Source organism: Psychrobacter sp. I-STPA6b, from assembly GCF_020662265.1.
Classification (GTDB): Bacteria; Pseudomonadota; Gammaproteobacteria; order Pseudomonadales; family Moraxellaceae; genus Psychrobacter.
Genome location: NZ_VEWM01000095.1, coordinates 23,486 through 45,999 on the forward strand (window position 1 = coordinate 23,486; position 22,514 = coordinate 45,999).

Genomic DNA, 22,514 nt, shown 5'->3' on the forward strand with positions numbered 1-22,514 from the left:
ATTTAACGTAATTAATAACTTTTATGTATTATTTACTCAATCTTTGTGCTACATTGTAGGTAGTAGATACTGCATAAGGATGCCCCTAACTGCTAGATATCTACTTTGATACCGAGGTCATTATGAGTATTTATATAGATAAGTTGTTTCATAATCAGGGCATATGCTGTACTGAAAAATGTTTAAAAGTGTTATCTGGTGTTGAGTCTTGTGATGAAGAGTTGACAGGGCGTGAGCGACAATTTTGCATGCTATTAAAAAGTGAAGATAAAATGAGTCGCCACATTGGTCTAAAAATGATTGATAAAGTTGACTTGGATTATCTGCTGAATACAGGATATATTGAGTTAACCGAACAAGCTATTCAAATGCAGTATCAGAATGAGCGGCAGTCTAAAAATATGAATAGCCTTATGGCAACCCAAGCTTTAACTGCACATAGTCAGGGTAGTGATTTAGAGCTAGTAGATATTGAATATACAGAGGCTAATATCCTTCTAAAAGAAGGTGATGATGCTGTTTCAGCACCATCATCAGTGGATGATATTGATCCAATATTACAGCTTGCCGCTGGCAATATCTAAGCATTTACATACCATCAAAAGGCTCTATTTTTATAGGCTGTATTTTTGAATTTAGAGTCTCCTCTTGTTTTCTACTTGGCTTTTCCTCTAACTATCACTGATTGACTAGTTTTCAAAACATGATTATTTAACCATTATTACTGAGCCATTTGCTCGCTTGGTTAGGGTAAAATTCTTGTTTCCAAATCGGAATGTCTGCTTTAATGGCATCTAATAACCATCGGCAGGCATCAAACGCAGGGTAGCGGTGGCTTGCAGTGACTCCAATCCACACCGCCATATCACCAATGTTTAGCTCACCAATACGATGAATGGCAATGGCGTGTTCAATGTCAAAGCGTTGTTTTGCCTCTTCAATAAGCAGTTTGCCTTGATTCAGTGCCAGTTGCTCGTAGCCATAATAGGTTAAGTGGCTAACCGATTGAGCGTTATTGTGGTTACGTACCCAACCCTCAAAGGTAGCTAATGCCCCGCAACTGTCATTATTTAATGCCTTTTTTAAGCGTCCTTCATCAATGGCAATATCCAATAAGGCAAAGCCATCATTAATGGCAATCTGATACGCCTCGTCATGACTACAGGCAATTTTCATGGCTTGTTGGTGTGGATTGTTTAAGTTTGAATCTGAGTTTTGCAATCCTTGTAATTCTTGCAATTCTGAAGAGTCATTAGACATGATTAACCTCCCGCCACAGGTGGGATAAAGGCAATGCTATCACCTGCTTGAATCTCGCTTTGCCAATCACAAAAGTTATCATTAATGGCGATGCGTAGTTGTGATTGGGATTGTTTAAAGTTGTGTTTGACTTTAAGGGCGGTATACAGCTCGGTTAGGCTGGTGTTTGGGTCGATATTTAGGGTTTCGCTGTCGCAACCTGCTTGCTCGGCAAGGCTGGCAAAGTAAAGTAGGGTAATGGGTTTTAGGGTGTTCATAGTTGATAATCCGATTTTCCGCCTGTTTTCTGTAATAGTTGAATATCACTAATGATGATGTCATGCGATAAGGCTTTGGTCATATCATACAAGGTAAGACACGCCACAGACACAGCAGTAAGGGCTTCCATTTCTACCCCTGTTTTGTGGGTGACTTTGACGGTGGCGGTTACTTGTATGCTGTGGCTGTCGTCTTGATAATCAAAGGTAAGGTTAATGCCGTCAAGGGGTAGGGGGTGGCACAATGGAATCAGCTCGTGGGTGCGTTTACCCGCCATTATCCCTGCAATATGGGCGGTCTGTATGATACTGCCTTTTTTACTCATACCATCATTGTCTTTGATTTGTTGATACACGGCTTGTGGAAATATCACCCGACCCTGAGCGGTGGCTTGACGCTGGCTGGCGGTTTTATGGCTCACGTCTACCATGTGTACATCACCTTTTGCGTCAATATGGGATAGGTTATGGGTTAAGGTGTTGGGCGTTTTTTGCTTATTAATTGACATGATTTTCCTTAGAGATAAAAAGGATATTAGAGTTTAATAACTGACACGCTTGTATAAACTGCTCAGGGGTGTTTATATTGACCAGCCCTTGCCAATCTTTGGGCAAATCAATAGTGATCTGATAAGGCTTGATAAAGCTCATCACCCGTTGTGAGCCTGTGTGCAAATAGTCTAATAACGCCTGTTTTAAAGCGTACGGATATAAGCCGAGTAATGGGTAGCTGTGCTCACTATCAGCAAAACAAAAAATATGTGGCTGATTTAATAAAGGCTTTGTTTGTAAAGTTTGCAAATAAGTATATAACGTTTGCCAAATTTCATTTGCTGTCACCATCGCATCACAGCTCAACACCAATAGATAGGCATTATCTGTTTGTGGCTCAAATTTTTGTTTTGTATTTAGCTTTTCACTAAGTTTCTTATTAGGTTTATCACTGGCAAGCATTGCCCCTGCAATGGCTGATAATGCCCCTTGTCCTGCTTGATAATCATCAATACTGATGATGGGTATCTTACTATTAATAGGTTTTATTTTAGCTAAGAAATTCTTTTGGTTATCAGCAATTAAAATAGGTACACCCAATTTATCAGCGAGCGTTATTGCCCCATCAATATGATGCTCAAGTAAGGTTTGCTTTGAGGGCAACGTGAGTAGGGCTTTATCTGCACCCATTCGCCGAGATTGCCCCCCTGCTAATATTAGTATGGCTTGTAGGTGTATCATTTTTTATTGGTTATGAGCCATGTGATGGATTATTGCGTAAAAAATGTGGCACAAAGTTGCAAGGGCGGGTGCGGTTATCTAGTTGCTCTTTTAAAATACCTTCCCACGCACAACGACACGCCCCAGTCGACCCCGGTAAGCAAAAAATCCCAGTGGCATTTGCCATACCTGCAATGGCACGAGATTGAATGGTTGCCATGCCGATGTCATCTTTGGAGATTAGGCGAAACATTTCACCAAAACCAGCAATCTGTTTATCAAATAACACACTTACCGCCTCAGGCATGCTGTCACGAATATAAAATCCTGTACCGCCTGTGGTGATGATGGCGTGAATATCAGCATTGGCAATCCAATCGCTGATTACTGCTCGAATGTGATAAATATCATCAGTAATCAATTTACGCTCGGCAAGGTTGTGCCCTGCTTGGGTAATTTGCTCAACCAAATAGCTACCTGAGGTATCTTCATCAAGGCTACGGGTATCAGAAACAGTAAGCACAGCAATATTAAGCGGGATAAATTCGGCTGGTTTTTTTGTCATGGGATTGTCCTATTATATGAGTTTAGCTATTTTTATAAATGTCTAACCACCAATCAGCGATAAATTGTGCATTAGCCCGCTGTCTTGCTCTTGTAAGTGGTGATGCTCAGGTTTAATTGGCATTAAAGATTGTAAGGCATCAATCAGTCCCTCAACGTCATCATTTTGCAAATAAGGGCGAATGTCATAACTGGCATTGTCAAATAGGCATAGATGCACTTTACCTTGACTGCTGACCCGTAGGCGGTTGCAACTGTGGCAAAACTGCGGGGCATACGGGGCAATAATACCAATGCGACCTGCGTAATCAGGGTGACAATATTCAATAGCAGGACCATCGGTGATGCCACGCTGTTTGGCTTGCCAGCCATTTCTAATCAGATGCTCGCTAATCAGCGGTGTTTGGGCGTGTTGGGCAAAAAACAAATCGGCATTATCACTGGTCTGCATAAATTCAATAAAACGAAAGCTAATCGGACGCTGTTTGATATAGTCGAGTGCTGAAATCAGCGTGTCATAAGCCGTTTCAGCCATTAAAATGGCGTTCATTTTTAGGCGAATGTCGGTGGTTGCTAGTAATGTATCTACGTCATCTAATAGTTGTGGCAAAATATCAAAGCCAGTGATTTGCTTAAAGGTGTCGGGAGTAAAGCTGTCGATACTCAGATTAAGCTGGTTCAGTCCTGCTTGTTGCCAGTTTTGGATATGTTTACCGAGTTTGTAGCCATTACTGGTGATGGCAACGGTGTTGATGCCTTGAGTTTGTTTGGCGGTAGCGATGATGTCGCTAATATCTTTGCGAATGGACGGCTCACCCCCTGTCAGGCGGATTTTTTGTGTACCAAGTTTGGCAAAAGCGGTCATTAAAGTTGCCATTTCAGCAAGGGTAAGCTCATCATCAGGTCGGCGACCCTGATAACCATTAGGTAAGCAATATTGACAACGAAAATTACAAAAATCCGTCACCGATAAGCGTAAATAGGTCAAATGCCGAGAAAAGCTATCGGTTAGAGTTGGGGTCATAATGCCTGTACCGTTTTGTTATGAGTGAGTGGTGTGCTTTAAGCGTTGCCTCAGGTTGTGAAAAAATTTGTGCCTGCCATTATGTCAAAATAGCACCCATAATGACACTATACTAATGGAATCTCTGATGGAAAAAAGATACTACTTTGGTGGTAGTATTATTAATCTAACATTCCCCCGTCATTGATCTAGTATCAACCCAACCGCCATGTAAATGGTTGTACGTTGACCGTTTCGCCTGCTTGCACGTTACCACTGTCCTCATCCAATACAATTAAGCAGTTGGCATTGCTTAACTGTTTGATGCGGTGTGATTGCTGGCTGGCAAGGGCGGTGACTTGATAGCTACCATCGGTAAGTTGAGTGAGTACGCCCCGTTGAAAATCCAGTCGTCCTGCTGACTTTTTAATGTCATTGTTGACGGTGGCTTTTAGGGTGAGCGTAAGCGTAAGCGGTAAATCATCTTCAGCCACACCACTCATTTGCCATAATGCAGGCATCACCAGTTGCAAACAGCTTACTACTGCTGATAACGGATTGCCCGGTAAGCCAAAGTAAAAGACGGTATTATTATCTTGTGGCGATTTGTCTGCTTGTAGCGGATTTTGTTTTTTGCCTTGTAGCTCACCAAAGACAAAGGGTTTGCCTGGTTTCATTGCCACTTTATAGTGGTTGATTTTGCCCAGTTTTTCAATCGCAGTGGTCAAAAAATCATAATCGCCTACCGATACCCCCGCACTAGAAATCAGCACGTCACATTCTTGTGAAGCGGTGATAAGACATTGCTCAATCTCAGATAAATCATCTTTTAAAATGCCATAATCTTTGATGCTAATAGGTAGCTTAGATAGTAAGGCTTTAAGGGTGGGGGTATTAGAATTATAAATTTGTGCTAACGAGGTTAACGGCTGACCCAATGCCACCAGTTCATCCCCTGTTGCCAATAAACCAACCACTAACGGCTGATAAATTTGCACCTGTGCTATTCCTAGATTTGCCAATAGGCTAATATCAGTGGGGTTTAATAGTTTGCCTTTGTTTAATACCACGTCACCGAGTTCGATTTCATCGCCTTGTTTGCGAATGTTGGCGTTTGCTTTGGCGGTTTGGCTCAAAGTGATGTGATAAGGCTTGGATTTATCTAATACTTGTTGGCTATTTTTATCCGCTTGTGGGTCAGGGTTTTTGAGTTGTTCAAAATTGGTATTTTCTTGAATCACCACTGTATCACAGCCTTCTGGCACAATCGCCCCTGTAAAAATCCGCACTCCTTGTCCTGTTTGTAACTGTTGTTGGTTGGTGAGTTGAAACGGTTGTCCTGCTTGCGATTCACCGATGATTTCTATTTGTTCACCCTCTGCAAGCGAGCTGTTTTGAGCAATGGCAAAACCGTCCATTGATGATAAGTTTTGTCGAGGAACATCAAAAGGGGCGGTGATATCTTCTGCTAATACATGCCCCATACTGTCTAATAAATCCACATTTAACCTTTGCCGATGTTGATAAAATGACGTGTCATAATAACTGGCAATGCGTGCTTTGATGGACGTTTTTAGCTGGGAAAGGGATATCATGATGACCTCTGTTTAATATCAGCAAATAAATGAATAGATAATAAAATTTGTATTGTCGAAATTGTGAGTTATTAGTGGTCTTTACGATTTACGTTTATCTTTTACAAACATCTGTGAGCGATTGTTAGATAACTTGACCTCAAATAAATCAATGGCTTTTACAAGATCACTAAGTTTGGCGTAACCATAGTTTTTACTATCAAAAGAAGTTTGGTTACTGATAATACTACCAACGGCACCTAGATTAGCCCAACCTTCTTCATCACAAGCATGAGAGATGGCATCTCGTAATAGATTCATTAAAGAGGTATCACATTTAAGCTCACTACCTGATTTTTTGGCTATACCAGTATGGTTGGCATTGTCATCTTTTGCATCAAGATATAAAAAACGGCTACAAGCTTTGACCAAAGATAATGGTGTTTTTTGTTCACCAAAGCCAATAACCTGTTTTCCTTCCGCTTTGATACGCATGGCTAAAGGGGTAAAATCGCTGTCTGATGAGACGATACAAAATATGTCAATTTTGCCACTGTATAGTAAATCCATCACATCAATGGTCATTGCCATATCAGTGGCATTTTTACCTTTGGTATAGTCAAACTGTTGTATCGGTTGGATGGCATATTCTAGTAAGATATCTTCCCAACCTTGTAAGGTTTGATTTTTCCAGTTGCCATAGATTTTGCGTATCATGACAGCCCCATAACTAGCCAGCTCATTGATAATTAAATCAATTTTTTTTGCTGGAGCATTGTCTGCATCAATAAATAAGGCAACCGTAATTTGTTGATTCATAATAAACCTAACGTTATTTAAATATCTTGGTATAAATTTTGACACCAGTAAAATCAATAGTTTAGGAAAACAAGTTGAAAGTGGAGTAACTTTATATAGATTTACTTCATGTTTTTTGTAAAATTTATATAAACTTTCCTTGTTTATATATTAATTAATTGGTTAGTATTCCCACTTGTATTAACAAGAGTTACCTGCGTTCATTACTTTGATTAAAACACTGCTTGTAAAATCAGCCTCTCAATTTTTCTACAAAGTTCAACATACCTTAGTATAAAACCATTTCCACCTTGTTCATTGTGATGTACTAAGATAGAATACGATTTATGTCACTCATCGTTTTTTATAAACCGTTGAGTATCATTTATAGACCACTTGTAATGATAAGGTTATATGAAGTTTTAGCAATTTTTATTATTTTAATAAAGTTTTTTAAATTTTGTCATGTATTATCAATTATATGATGTTATATAAAGATTGTATAGGTATCTAAAATTCAAGAAAGGAGGTTTACCTATCAAAAAGTCATAAGTCATATATGTACTGATTAATATATCCCAAGGAGGGGTTATGGTACACACAAAAGGAACAAACAACATACGTTTGCCGTTAATTTTGACCAAACTCAAAGCACCGTCTGACTTTCGGCATTTATTACAGCGTCCACGCCTGATAGATAAGCTTATCAGTGCCATCGACTACCGAGTAATGCTGATTCAAGCACCTGCCGGCTTTGGTAAGACCAGTCTTGCCATGCAATGGCGAGAGCTATTAATTGAGCGAGGTTATCATGTTGCTTGGCTAAGTCTAGATAATGAAGATAACGACCCTGAGCGTTGTATTAGCTATATCGTTGGGGCAATTCATAGTGTCGCTGAGTGTATCAGTGTTGATACCACCGCTCTATCAGGGTGTCATTCTCATCAAGCCATTAAGTTTATTTTGACTGAGCTGATTAATCAAATTACTACCTTTGATAAAAAAATCTATCTGGTACTAGATGATTGGCATTTTATTGACAATCCAGTCATTCATGACGCTCTAAACTTTCTGGTTGAAAGTGCCTCTGATAATTTTCATCTGATAATTTGTAGTCGCAAACAGCCCCCATTACCCATTTATACTCTACAAGTTAAACATCAACTGTGCGTGATTAACAGTACTGATTTGCGGTTTGATGAAAATGAAACTGCGGATTTTTTACGCAAGGTCAATCAGATTAATTTGGGCTCAGCAGACATTCATAGCTTATGGCAAAAGACTGAAGGTTGGGTTGCCTCATTACAGCTAATTTTATTGATATTACGCACCCAAAAACGTGAAGATGGTGTGTTAAATGTATTTGATAATATTGAAAATACCCACTCTATCAGTGAATATTTGACTGAAAATGTGTTGGATAACTTACCTGCTGATACTTTGGAGTTTTTATTAAAAACTTCGATTTTAGAGCGATTAAATGGTGATTTATGTAATGCCATCACTGCTCGTACAGACAGTCAAAATTTATTAAAACAGTTATATAAACAAGGTTTGTTTGTTCGTCCATTGGACCCAGAGCAGCATTGGTTTCAATACCATCATTTATTTGCCGAGTTTTTGCAGCGACGTTTAAAACGGCAAATGCCTGAACAGCTCAAACCTTTGCATTTATTGGCTGCCCAGTGGTTTGCCAATATTGAGCATACAGATGAGGCGGTGCAACATGCCATCGCCGCTCAAGAGATGGAGCTTGCCATCTCATGGGTAGAAAAAGATGCCATGTGGCTGGTTGAACACAGCTTTATGGGTACATTGCTGCGTCTTAAAGACAAATTACCCGCCAAAAATATCCAAACTCGTTGCCAGTTACAAATGGCCATCGCATGGGCATATTGCTTGACCCATCATCAGCATGAGGCACAGCAAGCCTTAGATATTGTCAAGCAGGTATTGGCAGATAAAGAGCATGCCAATGAGAAAAGTATCCGCATAGAAATGCAGGTGTTGCAGGCATGTATTGATATGTATGCTGACCGCTTGGACAGGGTTGAGCAGTTATTACCCACCCAATTTGATGAGGAAGAAAACCTTAATCCTTGGGTGAGGGTAGTTGCTAATAACATCATTACTTATGTGCTGATACATAGTAATTGCTATACACAAGCAATACAGCTACAACAACAAACCAGCCGTTTTCATCAGCACACACGAGGGACATTTAGTAGTGTGTTTAGTGATTGCTTTGCAGGGATTGCTTATCTGGAGCAGTGTCAATTTGACATGGCAGAGCAATGCTTTAAACAAGCCCAACAAAAAGCATGGGAAAAAACAGGCAAACACTCACATGCCGCTTATTTATCGGGGGCATTGTTGGGGCAAGTGTATTATGAACGCAACCAAATTGATGATGCCACGCCCTTATTGCTTGATAGCCGTAAATTAGGCGTTGAGGGGGGAATTGTTGATTTTTATATGGCAACGTATTGTTTTGGCAGTCGGATTGCCATGCAACAGCGTCATTTTTCTGAGGCCCACGCTATTTTAGACGAAGGTCAGAAAATTGCCCAAAAGCTAAAGCTTATCCGTTTAGAGTTTGCTTTAAAAGCTGAGCTAATCAAATTATACCTATTAGATAATAAAGTAAAATCAGCAGAACAACTGATGAGACAGTGGCAACAGCAAATCATACCTGTCGAATATGCTCGTTTGGGTGAGCGAATACTGGATATTCGCCGTTGTGCCAATGCCCGCCTGCTATGTCGTAATGGCAAGCAAATGCAAGCCATTGAACAGCTTAGTACAATGCTACACAATCATATTGAACAGCAAAGACATTATGCTGAAATGGTAACCCGCACATTATTAGCAACCATTATGAATAAGGCTGGACGCTATGCTGAGGCAGAAGAAATGCTACTGCCTGCACTACAGCAAGGCTTTGCACAAGGTATTATTCGTACTTTTATTGATGAGGATGAAGATACCATCAAAGTCATTAGCAGGCTTGCCAAACGCTGTCGTCAAGAACCTGATAGCAAATCCGATATAACAGAAAATAGCGACACTCATGATACGACAACTTATAATAATGCGGAATTTAGCCGTTGGTTAGTGGGCTTAATCGCACTGTATAAAAAGCAGGCAAGTGACAGTAATGCACCATCAGCAAAAGATGATAATGCCACGACAACCAATCAAAACGAGGAAGTATTGATTGAGCCATTTAAAGATAAGGAAATCCATATCATTAAGATGTTAGAAAAAGGACTGACCAATAAAAAAATCGCCCGAAATCTAAATGTCAGTGTTGATACGGTCAAATGGTATCTAAAAGCCATCTATAGCAAGCTGGGTGTATCTCGGCGTACACAGGCAGTGATTGAAGCAAGAAAACTGCGGTTATTGGATTAAGGCTATCTGTTAACACATGGGTTGCGAAGTTGGTTTTGATATGATATTGTTATGTTATAACATTATTTTTATAAAATGCTAAAAGTAGTATTGAAAATAATGCCCTTTCAAATCAAACAAAATCACCTTTAGTCAAAAAATATTGCTTAATCATCAACATTTTTTGGCTGTTTTGTCATGCTACCCATGTATGACTACCCGTTTTTACCCTAATTATTACCCACTTGTGTAGTTCGCTACACCGTCACTCTTGTTATTATTAACTCGTTCTCAATTTATATGCCCACTATTTCATAACATGATGATAGTTATTAATTAGTTGAGAGCAAGGCTGGTTGATGAGAAGGATTTAATCGACCATATAAAACAAACATCGGAAGTGTCTCTAAAATCATGCTGTTTTTGTTGAGCCATTAGCTCAAATACACAGCTTTATTACCCACGTCTTCCTTCTGCCAATCTTATGGCAACACTGGGAATAAAGTGGCATGTTTTAGAACACCACCTAAATAATCAAGGGAGTGAAACCATAATGCTCATAAATATCGATAACGGGGGCACACTGACAGACATCTGTGTCGTCGGTAAAGATGAGGTGTATTACACCAAAACGCTCACCACCCCGATTGATCTCTCAGAATGCTTTTTTGAAGGTATCAACAAAGCGGCCAAAGTTGTGTATGGTGAAGGCAGTTTTGCCACCCTTTTACATAACAGTTCTTTAATTCGTTATTCATCAACTCAAGGTACTAACGCACTTGTTGAGCGTAAAGGCCCTAAAATTGGCTTGATTACTGATGAAGCAGACCTTGTCGAAAGACTTAACAAAACAGACGCTGAAAAAGACATGTTCAAAAGTCTTGTTGGCGACCGTGTTGCTGTCTTAAAACAGACCGATGATCATGAAGAGATGGATCAGACGTTGGTCGCTGCAATTAATGACTTGACCACTGCTGGTGCAGAACGTTTGGTCATTGCCATCCACGATAAGGAAAAAGAGAAGGAATATAAGCATTTCTTCTTACTACGTTTCCCTCGTCATTTGCTAGGCTCTGTACCTGTCTTGTTCTCATGGGAGTTTACCACTGACCCTTCTCGTGAAAGACGTATTTGGTCAGCCATTATCAATACTTTCTTACATCCAACCTTAGAAAACTTCTTATATTCTGCTGAAAACAGACTAAGAGCCCATAAGGTGAAAAACCCACTACTTATTTATCGCAATGATGGTGCATCATCTCGTGTTGCCAAATCTGTGGCATTAAAAACCTATTCTTCAGGCCCTCGTGGCGGTTTGGAAGGTACGCGTGCATTGGCAGAAGCTTACGGCTTTAACCATGTATTGATGATTGACGTCGGTGGTACAACCAGTGACATTGGTGCAGTGGATAATTTAAGTATTGTTGCTGACCGTCGCGGTAAGGTTGAAGGCATCGCTACCTCATTTGAGCTAAGTGATGTGCGTTCTTACGGTGTGGGTGGTAGCTCTATCATTCGTGCTAAAGATGGCAAAATCGAAGTTGGCCCAGAGAGTGTGGGTGCTGCACCCGGCCCTGCGTGTTTTGGCTTTGGGGGCAAAGAAGCAACCATTACTGATGTGAACTTACTATTAGGTATCCTAGACCCATCAACTTACTTAAATGGTGAGCTAAACCTTGATACTGAGCGTTCTCGCCAAGTCATTAAAGCCAATGTTGCCGACCCATTAGGGGTTAGTGTTGAAGAGGCCCTATTCTTAATGCAAGAAGCCTTTGCAACTAAGATGGCAGACAGCTTTAAAGATTGGAAACATGATGGTGATGAAACGGTACTAGCAGCCTTTGGTGGCGGTGGTCCAATGAGTGCCTGTCAAGCTGCTCGTAAAGCAGGTATCAAGCGAGTCATCATTCCAAAATTGGCAGCGATTTTCTCAGCTTATGGTCTAAGTTTCTCTAACGTCTCGCAAGAGTTTGAAGAGGACATCACAGGCTTTAGTGACGAAGAAATGCAGCATTCAAGAAAACGTCTGCTTAAACAAGCCAAACGCCACATGTACCAAGAAGGTTACTCACTTAAAGATGATTGTGACGTTCACTGGAGTGTGATTGTTGAAAACGCTGATGGTAGTGAAGATACACGCTTAACCCTAGAAGAAGATGCCAATCATACCGATGACCAAAGACGGATTTTGGTATTAGAAGCAAGCTATGAGTTAGCACACCCAACCTTAGATGCGACATTACCTGATGGCAGTAATAATGTTGAAGCCAAAGCCTCTGGCACTCGCAAAGTGTTGATAAAAGATGAGGGTGAAAAAGACGTGCCTGTGTATGTGCTTGATGACCAAGACGCTAACGCCTCAGCACAAGGACCTGCCATTGTTGAAGGCCCATTCTTTACCGCTCGTGTTACTAAGGGCTGGAGTTTTGTGGTCACTGATGCAGGCGACCTTATCTTAACTGACAATGCTTAAACCTAATAGTAACTCTTAGGATATTTAGAGTAAAAGCCAACTAGGAAATAAATCTAATAGAAGGAAAAATTCAATGAGAGTTCCAATGACAGAGTATTTGCTGATCGATTTAGACAGCGAACGTTGGGTATGTCGTATCTGTGAGCATGATTTTGGTGATGCTCGAGATACCTATAAAAAAGGTACATTGGTTTACGACCGTAACCCAGAAGAGATTCACCCACCAGTAATTGATCCAAAACGTTACAAATATACATTCTCGCCAGATCCGAATTATTGCCGTATCTACGAGTATTACTGCCCCGGTTGTGGTACACAAATCGAAACTGAGTATGTACCACCAGGACACCCGCCCACCATTGATATGCTTTGGGATATCGACGATTTACGCCGCCGTTGGGAAGAGATTGGCGAAGATCCTGAAGAAATTGTTAACTATGGTCCAGGTGAAAATGCACAAGTTGACTTACGTGAAGGCTGTCGTCATCACGGTCATGGTCATCATCGTGCACCGAAAAAACTATAAAGGGGGAGAACATTATGAAAAGAATATCTGTTGATATTGGTGGTACATTCACCGACTGCTTTTTCGCATGGGACGACTTATACATTGAGTCAAAGTCACTAACCACTCACCACAACTTAGCTTTAGGGTTTAACAACGCACTTGATAATGCGTGTAAACGTGCCGGCTTAACGCGTGAGCAAGTGTTAAAAGAAGTCGATTCAGTACGTTATGCAACCACATTGGGTACTAACGCTTTGATTGAAGGTAAAGGTCCTCGTGTTGCTGCGATCGTCACTCATGGCTTTGAAGACACCATTCACATTTCACGCTCAAAAGGCTATGGTGAAGGTTTAGACCCTATCAAACAAGGGGATATGGCAGATGCAGAACGCCCTGAGCCTATCGTACCTCGCAACATGGTACGTTCCATCAAAGAGCGTATTGATACCATCGGTGAAGTGCTAGTACCACTACAAAAAGAAGACGTACGCGAACAGGTACGTGAGCTGATTAGTAACGGTGCAGAAGCGATTGTGGTTGCTTTGGTTAATGCGACAGAAAATCCAGAGCATGAACAGTTGGTATTAGAAACCATCTTGGAAGAATATCCCGCTCACGAATTGGGTTCAATTCCAGTCATCTTAAGTAGCCAAGTATCTGGTCGTAAAGGTGAATATGTACGGGCAAAAACAGCGATTATTGACGCTTTCTTGCACGCCATCATGTTTAATGCCTTAAACCAGTTATCAGGTAACTTGCGTACTTCAGGTTATGAAAAGCCCATGCTTGTGGTGCATAACTCAGGCGGTATGGCTCAGTCAAACTCAACTGACGCACTACAAACCATCCACTCAGGACCTATCGCAGGGGTTGGTGGGGCTCAGCATTTATCAGAAAGTACTGGTATTGGTGACGTTGTGACTATGGACATGGGTGGTACATCATTTGATATTGGTCTGGTGCCTGAAGGTGGTGTTAAGCACTATGACTTCCATCCTGTTATTGGACGTTGGTTAGTCTGTGTACCTATGATTCACCTAAATACGCTAGGTGCAGGTGGTGGTTCGATTGCCAGCTTTGACCGTATTCACAAAGCTGTGAAAATTGGTCCTGAATCAGCAGGTTCTGACCCCGGTCCTGCCTGTTATGACCGTGGTGGCTTATACCCAACCGTAACTGACGCTGACTTACTGCTTGGTTACTTAGACCCAGAAAACTATGCCAATGGCTTTATTAAGCTAAATCCAAAACGTTCACGTTTTGTGATTGAAGAACAGCTTTGTGATGAGCTTGATTTAGACGTCATTGAAGTTGCTAAAATCATCAAACGCAGTGTTGATGAGCAAATGGCGATTGGTATCGAGATGGAGCTAAGAAGTAACGGTGGTGTGGTCGAAGACTTCACCATGGTTGCTTATGGTGGTAATGGTCCATTACATGCTTGTGGTATTGCCAACCAAGCTGGTATTTCAAAAATCTTATTCCCTCCATTTGCCTCAGTATTCTCAGCACTGGGTGCAGGTAACATGAAACCATTGCACATTCATGAGCGTAGTGCTTATGTGGTGCTATATGAGCCATTATCACGCACCTTGTTTGATGAATATGACCGCTTTAACGGTTATGTCGAAGAGCTTGAGAAAAAAGGCCGTGAAGACTTAGTCCGTCAAGGCTATGATGTGGAAAAAGTTGAGCATGGCTTAGAGCTAGACATGCGTTATGGTAACCAACGTGTCACCACTTCGGTTGCTCTAGATATCAATCGCATTGAAAACGTTGGTGATGTATTGCATGTTATCCGTACATTCTCTGACATCTATGCTGACCGTTATGGTAAAGGTATCGAAGCCCCAGAAGCTGGTGTACGTGTGCAAACCATTCGTGTTGCCTCATACATTGATGGTGAAGTGGTACGCTTTGATGAATTGGAGTACGCAGGAGAGCGTACTGAGCCGACACCAGTGACTCATCGTAAAGCTCACTTCGTTGGTGAAGATAAAGCCGTAGAAACGCCTGTTTATGATGCCACAGCATTAAGTGAGAAATATGTGGTACATGGACCTGCCATTATTACGACAGAAAGTACGACGTATCTGATTGAAAGAAACTGGCGGATTGAGCCCACACCTCAAGGTGCAGTGTGGCTATTAAAGGACAACGCTACTCAAGGTAGTGCAAAAAAATCATAGGGAGATAACCATGACTACAGATACATACAATCCAAAACGTGAATTGACCGATGAAGAAAAAGCATGGGTTGAAGATTTCATGAATGAAACGACCTTGTTTTTGGGTCCTGACCCAGAAATTATGCGTCACCACTCTATCTCAGAGCGTTCTGAGCTAGAAAAAGAAGTCATCGCTAAAGGTAGTGACCCCATTTTATACGACCGTATTCGTCGCAGATTGGTTGGTTCACTCGATGAAGCTTTCGAGATGTGTGAAAGTATGGGGGCAGCTCCGGGTGCGAAATGGGCGGACTTATCAGTTGCCGTTTATACTGCACAAGGTGACGTTTGCTATATGTCAAACCGTGGTGTTATCGCCTTCTCAGCGGTACTGCATCACCCCATTCGCTACATCATGAAATACTGGAAAGATGAGCCTACCGTTGGTATCAACCCAGGTGATGGTTTCTTCCATAATGATGCACGCTTTGGCTGTGTGCATAACACTGACCAATCACTACTAACACCCGTTATCCGTAATGGTGAAGTGGTGGCATGGGTAGGTGCAACTATTCACGAAGGTGAAAACGGTGCCTGTGAGCCGGGTGGTATGCCATCAGGTTCAGAAACCCCATTTGATGATGGCTTACGTGGCTCACCAATGAAAATCGTTGAGCGTGGTAAAGTACGCCGTGACTTATTAACCTTCTTACAGCACTCAACACGTGACCCTAAGCTTATGCTTGCGGATATTAAAGTGAAAATGGGTGCGGTACGCCGTGTGATGGAAATCGTTGACCGCTCTATCGAAGAGCATGGTCTAGACGCATTCATCGGTGCGATTCGCATGACCGTTGAGGACGTGGAAGAAGAAGTACGTCGCCGTATTGATGCCATGCCAGATGGTACGGTCACTGTTAATCAGTTTGTTGACTCAACCTTAAAAGAAAACATCTTGATTAAGTTTGCCTGTAAAATCACCGTTAAAGGCGACACAATGGTTTGTGACTTGCGTGGTACAGGTCCTGAAATCCTAAACCGTGCGATTAACTCACCACTAGCATCGACCAAAGCCTTCTTTGCCCAAGCGGTATTATCTTATTGGTGGCCTGACCTACCACGCTCAACAGGGGCATTATCACCGATTGAGTTTATCAGTGATGAAGGTACATGGGCTGACTGTAGCTATGACGCACCAACAGGACAAAACTTGCAAGCATCGTTCCGTGGCTTTACTGCATTGCAAGCTGCTTATGCAAAACTACAGTTCTCAATGCCTAATAAATACGCCAACGTCATTGCTCCATGGTTTAACCAGATTAATGACTTCTTATGGGGTGGTGAAACACAACATGGTGAACAAGTTGGTAACTTGTGTGCAGACTTAAATGGTATGGGTGGTGGTGCAAAAGCCTTTAAAGATGGCGAAGACGCTGTTGCTCCTCTATTCTGTGCCATGGCTGATACTGGTGAGCAAGAAGTGATGGAAGAAGAAGTACCCTTCCTACAGCTTGTCTCAAAACGTATCGTCCGTGACAACCAAGGCTTTGGTAAATATCGCGGTGGTATGGGCTATGAGATGATTGTTGCTGCTCGTAACACACCTGAGTGGGGCTTTATGACCGTTACTTCTGGTGCGAAGTTCTCCAGTGTTGGTGGAATGTTTGGTGGTTATGGTTGCCCAACATATCCATTATCCATAGTCAAAAATATTAATATCTATGAGATTATTAAAAATGACCCCAGCCAGTTTAACCTATCTATTGAACGCATCATGAATGAGCGTCCTTTTGAAGGTGGCGACTACATCACCTATCACATGGGCTTACAGTTTGAGCGTTGCCAAGAAGGTGAGCTGTACATGATTTCGCAAGGCTCTGGTGGTGGCTATGGTGACATCTTAGAGCGTGACCCAGAGCTTGTGATGGACGACTTGCAACTCAATCGTATCTCAGCACATACCGCAACCAACATCTATAAAGTTGTTTGGGATGAAGAAACCTTTGTGGTTGACCAAGAGGCAACAGAACGTCTGCGTAACGAAGAGCGTCAAGCTCGTCTAAAACGTGGCGTGCCTTATGATGAGTTTATGAAAACACATGTCAAAGATGAGCCACCAGAAGATTTATTCTACTACGGCTCATGGGGACAAGATGACGACGAAGAGCTATACGCTACCATATGGGAAAACAACAAACCGAAGCGAGTTCATGGTAAACTAAATGAGTTACCATTGGTCACTGTTCCAAACCGTCATGTGCTTAGGATTGAAGAGCTTGAAGCTCGGGTACGTGAGCTTGAAGCAGACCTTGGTCTCGAAATTCAACATCTCACCTAACAATGAGAGACGTTGTGTAAGCAATACTTTTCGCTGTGCGTTGGGATTTGGCTTTTGTGGTCAAGTCCCAACAATGCATTAAGGAAGACAACAAAAACCTGATAAATAAGGACATTATCATGCCAAATAGATTAAGAAACTTATTAAACGATTCAGCCACTAATACCAAACTTATTATCAATGCCGAAGACTATGCACAAAAAGTCTTGCTCCAAGGCAAACCCATTCCATGGCATGACGCAACTGCCTACGCCAATCACTTAAGCCAAACGGCAGCATTATTAAAGCCTGAAGTATCCGTCATCTCCATTGACAAAATGATTATGCAAGAGCTTGCCGATAATGAGCAACTGACCAGTGCGATGGGAGAAAAAAGTCGGGCAGGCTATGCTCTAAAAACCTTTATGGGTAATGATGACTTTAAAGCTGCTGTCAGTGCATTGGTTGCCTCAACTGTGCAAACCCAGCGTGTACCCGTATTGGTACAAATGCCATCACCGCTACAAATGCTTTATCTGACTGCTCGTGCAGCCAAGCCAGATGATGAGCATGAATTTGATGATGACTCTGCTGAAAATGCAGCCATTTATTGTGCTGACTGGTTACGTGCTTTTAAAGATGCAAATATTGCCGGTCTTATTTTTGATGAGCGAGAAGGTGATGTCTCTGATGAAGCCTATCAGCCCATCAAAAATACCGCTGAACATTATCAATGGGTTGTTGGTATACGCCGAGACAACGAAATCATCTTTAAAGACCCACAGCTAAGCATTGCTGTACTACCTTCTGATTATTGGACATCAGGCGATAGTAATGTAGATACTTCAGGGGTGGTTTTCACCGAGATTGCCCAAAATGCTGTACCAGAGCAGGTACTAGAATTTAGAGAAAAGCTGGGTTAACGTTAAGTTGGTGTTAGCTTAGATAAGCCATAACCTTATAATTTATTTTTGATAAAAAACACACCCAAGAACCAAGAAGGTGTGTTTTTTGTTATAGTCATAGTCAAATAGTACTAAAGTAGGTATAAGGTGATGTGATAAGAGCTTTGGTTTAACCCTCTGTCTAAAAATGAAATACTTTCATGTTATTAGAAGAAAAAATGAGCACTTTATTTTTTGATAATGATACAGAGGCTGCCGATTGTCATGTAGACAAACATGTGGGCAAAATGATACGTGAATCAGTTCAACTATTATCCACTACACACCGAGTGCTAGATGTGGATGATCTAGATGAACAGAGACAGGACAAACTTTATAGAAAGACTCACTCCAATCAACCTTCAGCAGTCTGGGTAAGAGAATCTTCCGAACATTACAACTGGTCTTACAGCCTATTTTTATCTTTAGTCGAATAGCATAGCTCTTTGGCGGGTATTCCTGCATCGGCTTCTTTTAGTATCGATACTATTTGACTCTCTGTCATTTGTTTACTCATTTTAAAACTCCTTATAGATATTTTATAAGAATTTCTATGTTTGAGCTGTGTTATTTTAGGGGATAGGTACAAAAGTAGCTGTATTATCTGAAATGACTATAGCTTAGAAATTTAGATAATGCTAAGATTTGTTTCTCGCTAAAACTATTTATTAAAATTTTGAGATGGGTGCTAATATTGAACGGTCATACTTAAGGCAAAAATATAAATAAGGAATAAATAATGAATTTTTGGCATATGCAGTTGCATCCTGATAATTTATCTTGGGGTAGAGAGAGAAGGGTACTAGAAGAAACTAGCTATATAGGGATTGGAGTTTGGGAAGATCCAGATGAAGATAAAATACAAGAATACAAATTTGCCAAACAAATGAAAATCGGAGATATTGTCGCTATAAAAAGAGGAGGTACGATAATAGCTTTAACTAAAGTTGTTGGCGACTATAAGTTTGAGAAGAATATTAATCAGGATTTAGATTGGTTTCAACGGAGACGAAAAGTTGAAATACTTGATTGGTATAATAAGGCATATGATTATTATATAGCTCCAACAGCTGCTCTAACAAGATGTGATATGGCTTCTAATAATAGTGCGCCAACTAATAACTCAATTAAAAAATGGTATGAAAAAGTTATGAGTGACTCTGACATTAATGAAGTAATTAACCTTCTAAAATATAAACACCAAGTTATTTTGCAAGGTCCTCCAGGTACGGGTAAAACTAGACTGGCTAAATTAGTGGCAGAACGTATCATTCAGCCCGAAAATAAAGGAACGCCAGATCAGATAATTGATGACTTGATTCAATCATTTGATGCTGATAGTACAGAAACTGAATTTGAGCGTGAAAAGTGTCAACAGTTATTATCAGGTTTTCATAATACATTTCCTAGGGAAAAACTCAAAGATCTTACTTTAGAAAGTTACTGCATAGGGACAGGTGAAAATAACTCTTTTTGTTGGTGGATAGAAAGAGGATTACAAAGCTTGGGCTACTATTTCCCCGGTAGTTCGCTTTCTTATAAGATATATTGGAGCAAAGCTAAGGATATTTATAGTAAACATGGTTTCGTTGAAGATATAGAAAATGATGATCTCGCCATGAAGATGATTGCCGAGACTCTACATGATCTAGTCAACAATCATAATACGGCACAAGCTTTTGAGCGCTTTGGCAATAGTTTCGTACTTAAGGTATTGCAAAGCTATTATCCAGAAGTGTACTTCCCAATTAATAGCGAGACAGCGATTGATAACGCATTGAAGTTACTCCAAGGCTATGATGAGAGTCTAAGTTTACTCGATAAAAATAAAAAATTGACAGAAATATACTTAGATAAAAAGAAGCAATTTAACATTGAGATAACGAAAAATGAGTTTGCTCGTATTATTTGGGATAACTTTGATTTAAAGTCTGGGCAGGATTTGACACAGTCAAATGAAGTTAAAGCACAGGGAAAATATGAAATTATCCAATTTCATCCGGCTTATACCTATGAGGACTTTGTCAGAGGCATAGTTGCTAGTAGTGATGAGGGCAATATTAGTTATCATGTCGAAAATAAAAAACTCGCTGAAATTGCCCAAGAAGCCTGCGACAATCCTAATGGTAACTATGTGCTAATAATTGATGAGATTAATCGAGCCAATCTACCGTCAGTGTTAGGAGAACTTATTTATACGCTTGAATATCGTGGTGAGTCTATACAGACGATGTATGAGCATAATAATTCACGAAATATTAAATTGCCTAAAAACCTATATATCATTGGTACTATGAACACAGCTGATCGCTCAGTTGGTCATATCGACTATGCCATTCGCAGACGCTTTGCTTTCTATAATGTTTTGCCTAACGTTAATGTTGTGAAAAATGAACAGGCTAAAAGGCTGTACAATGAGGTAATGGAGCTATTCGATAATACTTATCTGTCAGCAGATTTTGATGCTAACGATGTGCGTATAGGGCATAGCTACTTTATTGCATCTGATAAGAATATGTCTGATGAAGATTTTATTATTGAGCTTAGACAAAAGCTTAACTATGAGATTAAGCCGATACTATATGAGTATATAAAAGATGGCATCTTATTAGATAGTGCTAAAGACATTGTAGGAAATTTACATGTCTAAGCTAATACAATTTAACCACTTAGAGACCATACGAGAACACAATCAGATAGACTTTGATTGTGAAGGTATAGAAGTATCAGATATATTTTTTCAAGACAACATAAACAATGAGCGTTGCGTTCAGGTTATTTATGGTAGAGGCAGTCAATCACTTAAAATGTCATACTTTATCGGTGCAGACTGGCTTGTTAAGAACCAACAAGCCATTTATGTTGCACCGAAAATTAATGAGGGTGATAAACAAATTGATTATCTTGGCATGCTTCACTCATGTTTGACTCATGGTGATATCGCTAAAAACACCAAAGATCTATACCACATTAAGCTAAACGAACCTTTTATCGAAATAAATCAACAATTTGATTTATTAACACCGCTACTAATCATGCAGTTTCTTCAGTTAGTAAAAGATATTGTGCGTAAAGGCTTGCGGCAATCTTATTATAAGGTTGAGCATAATCTTACTTGTAAGATTAAAGGCAGGGTATTAGTCGCTGAGAATATAAATAAAAACCTGACCAGAAACAAACCTACTAACACATACTGTCGCTATGATGAATTTGGATTTAATAGTGTTGAAAATAGGGTTTTAAAACGTACATTAAAGTTTGTTCAACGTTATTTGGCAAAGTGTCCAGAATATCACCACTCAATGAAACATCTAATGGATTTCTGTATGCCTGCATTTGAGATGGTTAGTGATAAAGTAAACTTGCATGAAATGAAAGCCACTAAGCGCAATCCATTTTATAAAGAGTATCAAGAAGCACTAACATTGTCTCAAATCATTCTTAAGCGCTTTGGCTATCATATTAATGAAATTGAAAATAGCACTACACAAGAGACAACTGTACCGCCATTCTGGATAGATATGTCGAAGCTTTTTGAGCTGTATGTTTTGGGACTTTTAAAAGACAAATATGCAGAGAAGATTATATTTCAAGCCAAAGGTAGCTACGGAAGCCCCGATTATTTACTCATAGATGACGTACAGCCACTTATTATTGATGCAAAATACAAACCTACTTATCAAAAGGACAGAGGATTAAGTAATATCATTGAAGATATTAGACAAATAAGTGGCTATGCAAGAGACAAAGGTATATTAAATAAATTAGGTTATCATACAGAAGAGGTGCAAACCATGAACGTGGTTAGCTGTGTGGTTATCTATACGGACCAAAGAGAGGGAAATGAGCTACCTGATAGCTTAACAGATGGAAATGCAATTAAAGGCTTTACTAAGTTTTATAAAGTTCCGATTGCTGTGCCTATTCTAAATAATAAAGAACTAAATTGTTTTGATAATTAAGATTTGCTTCTTGATACTAGTTTTTAATAGCTTTGGTCACAAAATGGTCACCAGTTGGCTACAGAGCAGATGGTCACCGTG

At 40.4% G+C, this 22,514-nt stretch carries 18 protein-coding genes; 10 read left to right on the forward strand and 8 right to left on the reverse strand.

All coding sequences use genetic code 11. The features are described 5' to 3' along the window. The first annotated feature begins 122 nt into the window (after positions 1 to 122). Positions 123 to 584 (forward strand): hypothetical protein, encoded by a 462-nt coding sequence (locus FHK88_RS11875; protein ID WP_227430957.1) that lies wholly within the window; start codon positions 123 to 125, stop codon positions 582 to 584. 127 nt (positions 585 to 711) lie between these two features. Here the strand turns inward: FHK88_RS11875 and FHK88_RS11880 are convergent, their stop codons facing one another. The 8 genes from FHK88_RS11880 to FHK88_RS11915 all read right to left on the reverse strand — a co-directional run bounded on the left by FHK88_RS11880 (position 712) and on the right by FHK88_RS11915 (position 6,689). After that, positions 712 to 1,176: a molybdenum cofactor biosynthesis protein MoaE gene (locus tag FHK88_RS11880; RefSeq protein WP_227429712.1), complete on the reverse strand. Its 465-nt coding sequence runs from the start codon at positions 1,174 to 1,176 to the stop codon at positions 712 to 714. 86 nt (positions 1,177 to 1,262) lie between these two features. After that, the gene (gene moaD, locus FHK88_RS11885; RefSeq protein WP_227429710.1) at positions 1,263 to 1,517 is read right to left on the reverse strand and encodes a molybdopterin converting factor subunit 1; all 255 of its coding nucleotides are present in this window, start codon (positions 1,515 to 1,517) and stop codon (positions 1,263 to 1,265) included. Then, positions 1,514 to 2,026, reverse strand: coding sequence for a cyclic pyranopterin monophosphate synthase MoaC (gene moaC, locus FHK88_RS11890; protein ID WP_227429709.1), 513 nt, complete (start codon positions 2,024 to 2,026; stop codon positions 1,514 to 1,516). The genes moaD and moaC overlap by 4 nt, the downstream gene beginning before the upstream one ends. Next, positions 2,016 to 2,750, reverse strand: coding sequence for a molybdenum cofactor guanylyltransferase (locus FHK88_RS11895; protein WP_227429708.1), 735 nt, complete (start codon positions 2,748 to 2,750; stop codon positions 2,016 to 2,018). Before FHK88_RS11895 ends, moaC begins: the two co-directional genes overlap by 11 nt. A 10-nt stretch (positions 2,751 to 2,760) precedes the next feature. Then, positions 2,761 to 3,294 carry a molybdenum cofactor biosynthesis protein B gene (moaB, locus tag FHK88_RS11900; protein WP_227429707.1) on the reverse strand — a complete coding sequence of 178 codons (534 nt, stop codon included), beginning with the start codon at positions 3,292 to 3,294 and terminating at the stop codon, positions 2,761 to 2,763. Between the two features lie 42 nt (positions 3,295 to 3,336). Then, positions 3,337 to 4,317 (reverse strand): GTP 3',8-cyclase MoaA, encoded by a 981-nt coding sequence (gene moaA, locus FHK88_RS11905; protein ID WP_227429706.1) that lies wholly within the window; start codon positions 4,315 to 4,317, stop codon positions 3,337 to 3,339. A gap of 194 nt (positions 4,318 to 4,511) precedes the next feature. Continuing rightward, positions 4,512 to 5,891 (reverse strand): gephyrin-like molybdotransferase Glp, encoded by a 1,380-nt coding sequence (glp, locus tag FHK88_RS11910; RefSeq protein ID WP_227429705.1) that lies wholly within the window; start codon positions 5,889 to 5,891, stop codon positions 4,512 to 4,514. 81 nt (positions 5,892 to 5,972) lie between these two features. Next, on the reverse strand, positions 5,973 to 6,689 hold the full coding sequence (locus FHK88_RS11915) for an NYN domain-containing protein (RefSeq protein ID WP_227429704.1): 717 nt from the start codon (positions 6,687 to 6,689) through the stop codon (positions 5,973 to 5,975). A gap of 570 nt (positions 6,690 to 7,259) precedes the next feature. Between FHK88_RS11915 and FHK88_RS11920 the strand changes: the two genes are divergently transcribed. The 9 genes from FHK88_RS11920 to FHK88_RS11960 all read left to right on the forward strand — a co-directional run bounded on the left by FHK88_RS11920 (position 7,260) and on the right by FHK88_RS11960 (position 22,433). Further along, a complete protein-coding gene (locus tag FHK88_RS11920; protein WP_227429703.1) occupies positions 7,260 to 10,082 on the forward strand; it encodes a LuxR C-terminal-related transcriptional regulator in 2,823 nt (940 codons plus the stop codon). A 532-nt stretch (positions 10,083 to 10,614) separates the two neighbouring features. After that, positions 10,615 to 12,534 (forward strand): hydantoinase/oxoprolinase family protein, encoded by a 1,920-nt coding sequence (locus FHK88_RS11925; RefSeq protein WP_227429702.1) that lies wholly within the window; start codon positions 10,615 to 10,617, stop codon positions 12,532 to 12,534. Positions 12,535 to 12,607: 73 nt separating this feature from the next. Continuing rightward, positions 12,608 to 13,060: an acetone carboxylase subunit gamma gene (locus tag FHK88_RS11930; protein WP_227429701.1), complete on the forward strand. Its 453-nt coding sequence runs from the start codon at positions 12,608 to 12,610 to the stop codon at positions 13,058 to 13,060. 14 nt (positions 13,061 to 13,074) lie between these two features. Further along, the gene (locus FHK88_RS11935; RefSeq protein ID WP_227429700.1) at positions 13,075 to 15,231 is read left to right on the forward strand and encodes a hydantoinase/oxoprolinase family protein; all 2,157 of its coding nucleotides are present in this window, start codon (positions 13,075 to 13,077) and stop codon (positions 15,229 to 15,231) included. 10 nt (positions 15,232 to 15,241) lie between these two features. Next, positions 15,242 to 17,548 (forward strand): hydantoinase B/oxoprolinase family protein, encoded by a 2,307-nt coding sequence (locus FHK88_RS11940; RefSeq protein ID WP_227429699.1) that lies wholly within the window; start codon positions 15,242 to 15,244, stop codon positions 17,546 to 17,548. Between the two features lie 119 nt (positions 17,549 to 17,667). Next, positions 17,668 to 18,450: a hypothetical protein gene (locus FHK88_RS11945; RefSeq protein ID WP_227429698.1), complete on the forward strand. Its 783-nt coding sequence runs from the start codon at positions 17,668 to 17,670 to the stop codon at positions 18,448 to 18,450. A gap of 182 nt (positions 18,451 to 18,632) precedes the next feature. Further along, a complete protein-coding gene (locus FHK88_RS11950; protein ID WP_227429697.1) occupies positions 18,633 to 18,908 on the forward strand; it encodes a hypothetical protein in 276 nt (91 codons plus the stop codon). A 302-nt stretch (positions 18,909 to 19,210) separates the two neighbouring features. Next, entirely contained in the window at positions 19,211 to 21,121 is a 1,911-nt protein-coding gene (locus tag FHK88_RS11955; RefSeq protein ID WP_227429696.1) for an AAA family ATPase, read from the forward strand. Positions 21,122 to 21,278: 157 nt separating this feature from the next. Next, positions 21,279 to 22,433: an McrC family protein gene (locus tag FHK88_RS11960; RefSeq protein WP_227429695.1), complete on the forward strand. Its 1,155-nt coding sequence runs from the start codon at positions 21,279 to 21,281 to the stop codon at positions 22,431 to 22,433. Positions 22,434 to 22,514: the final 81 nt, after the last annotated feature.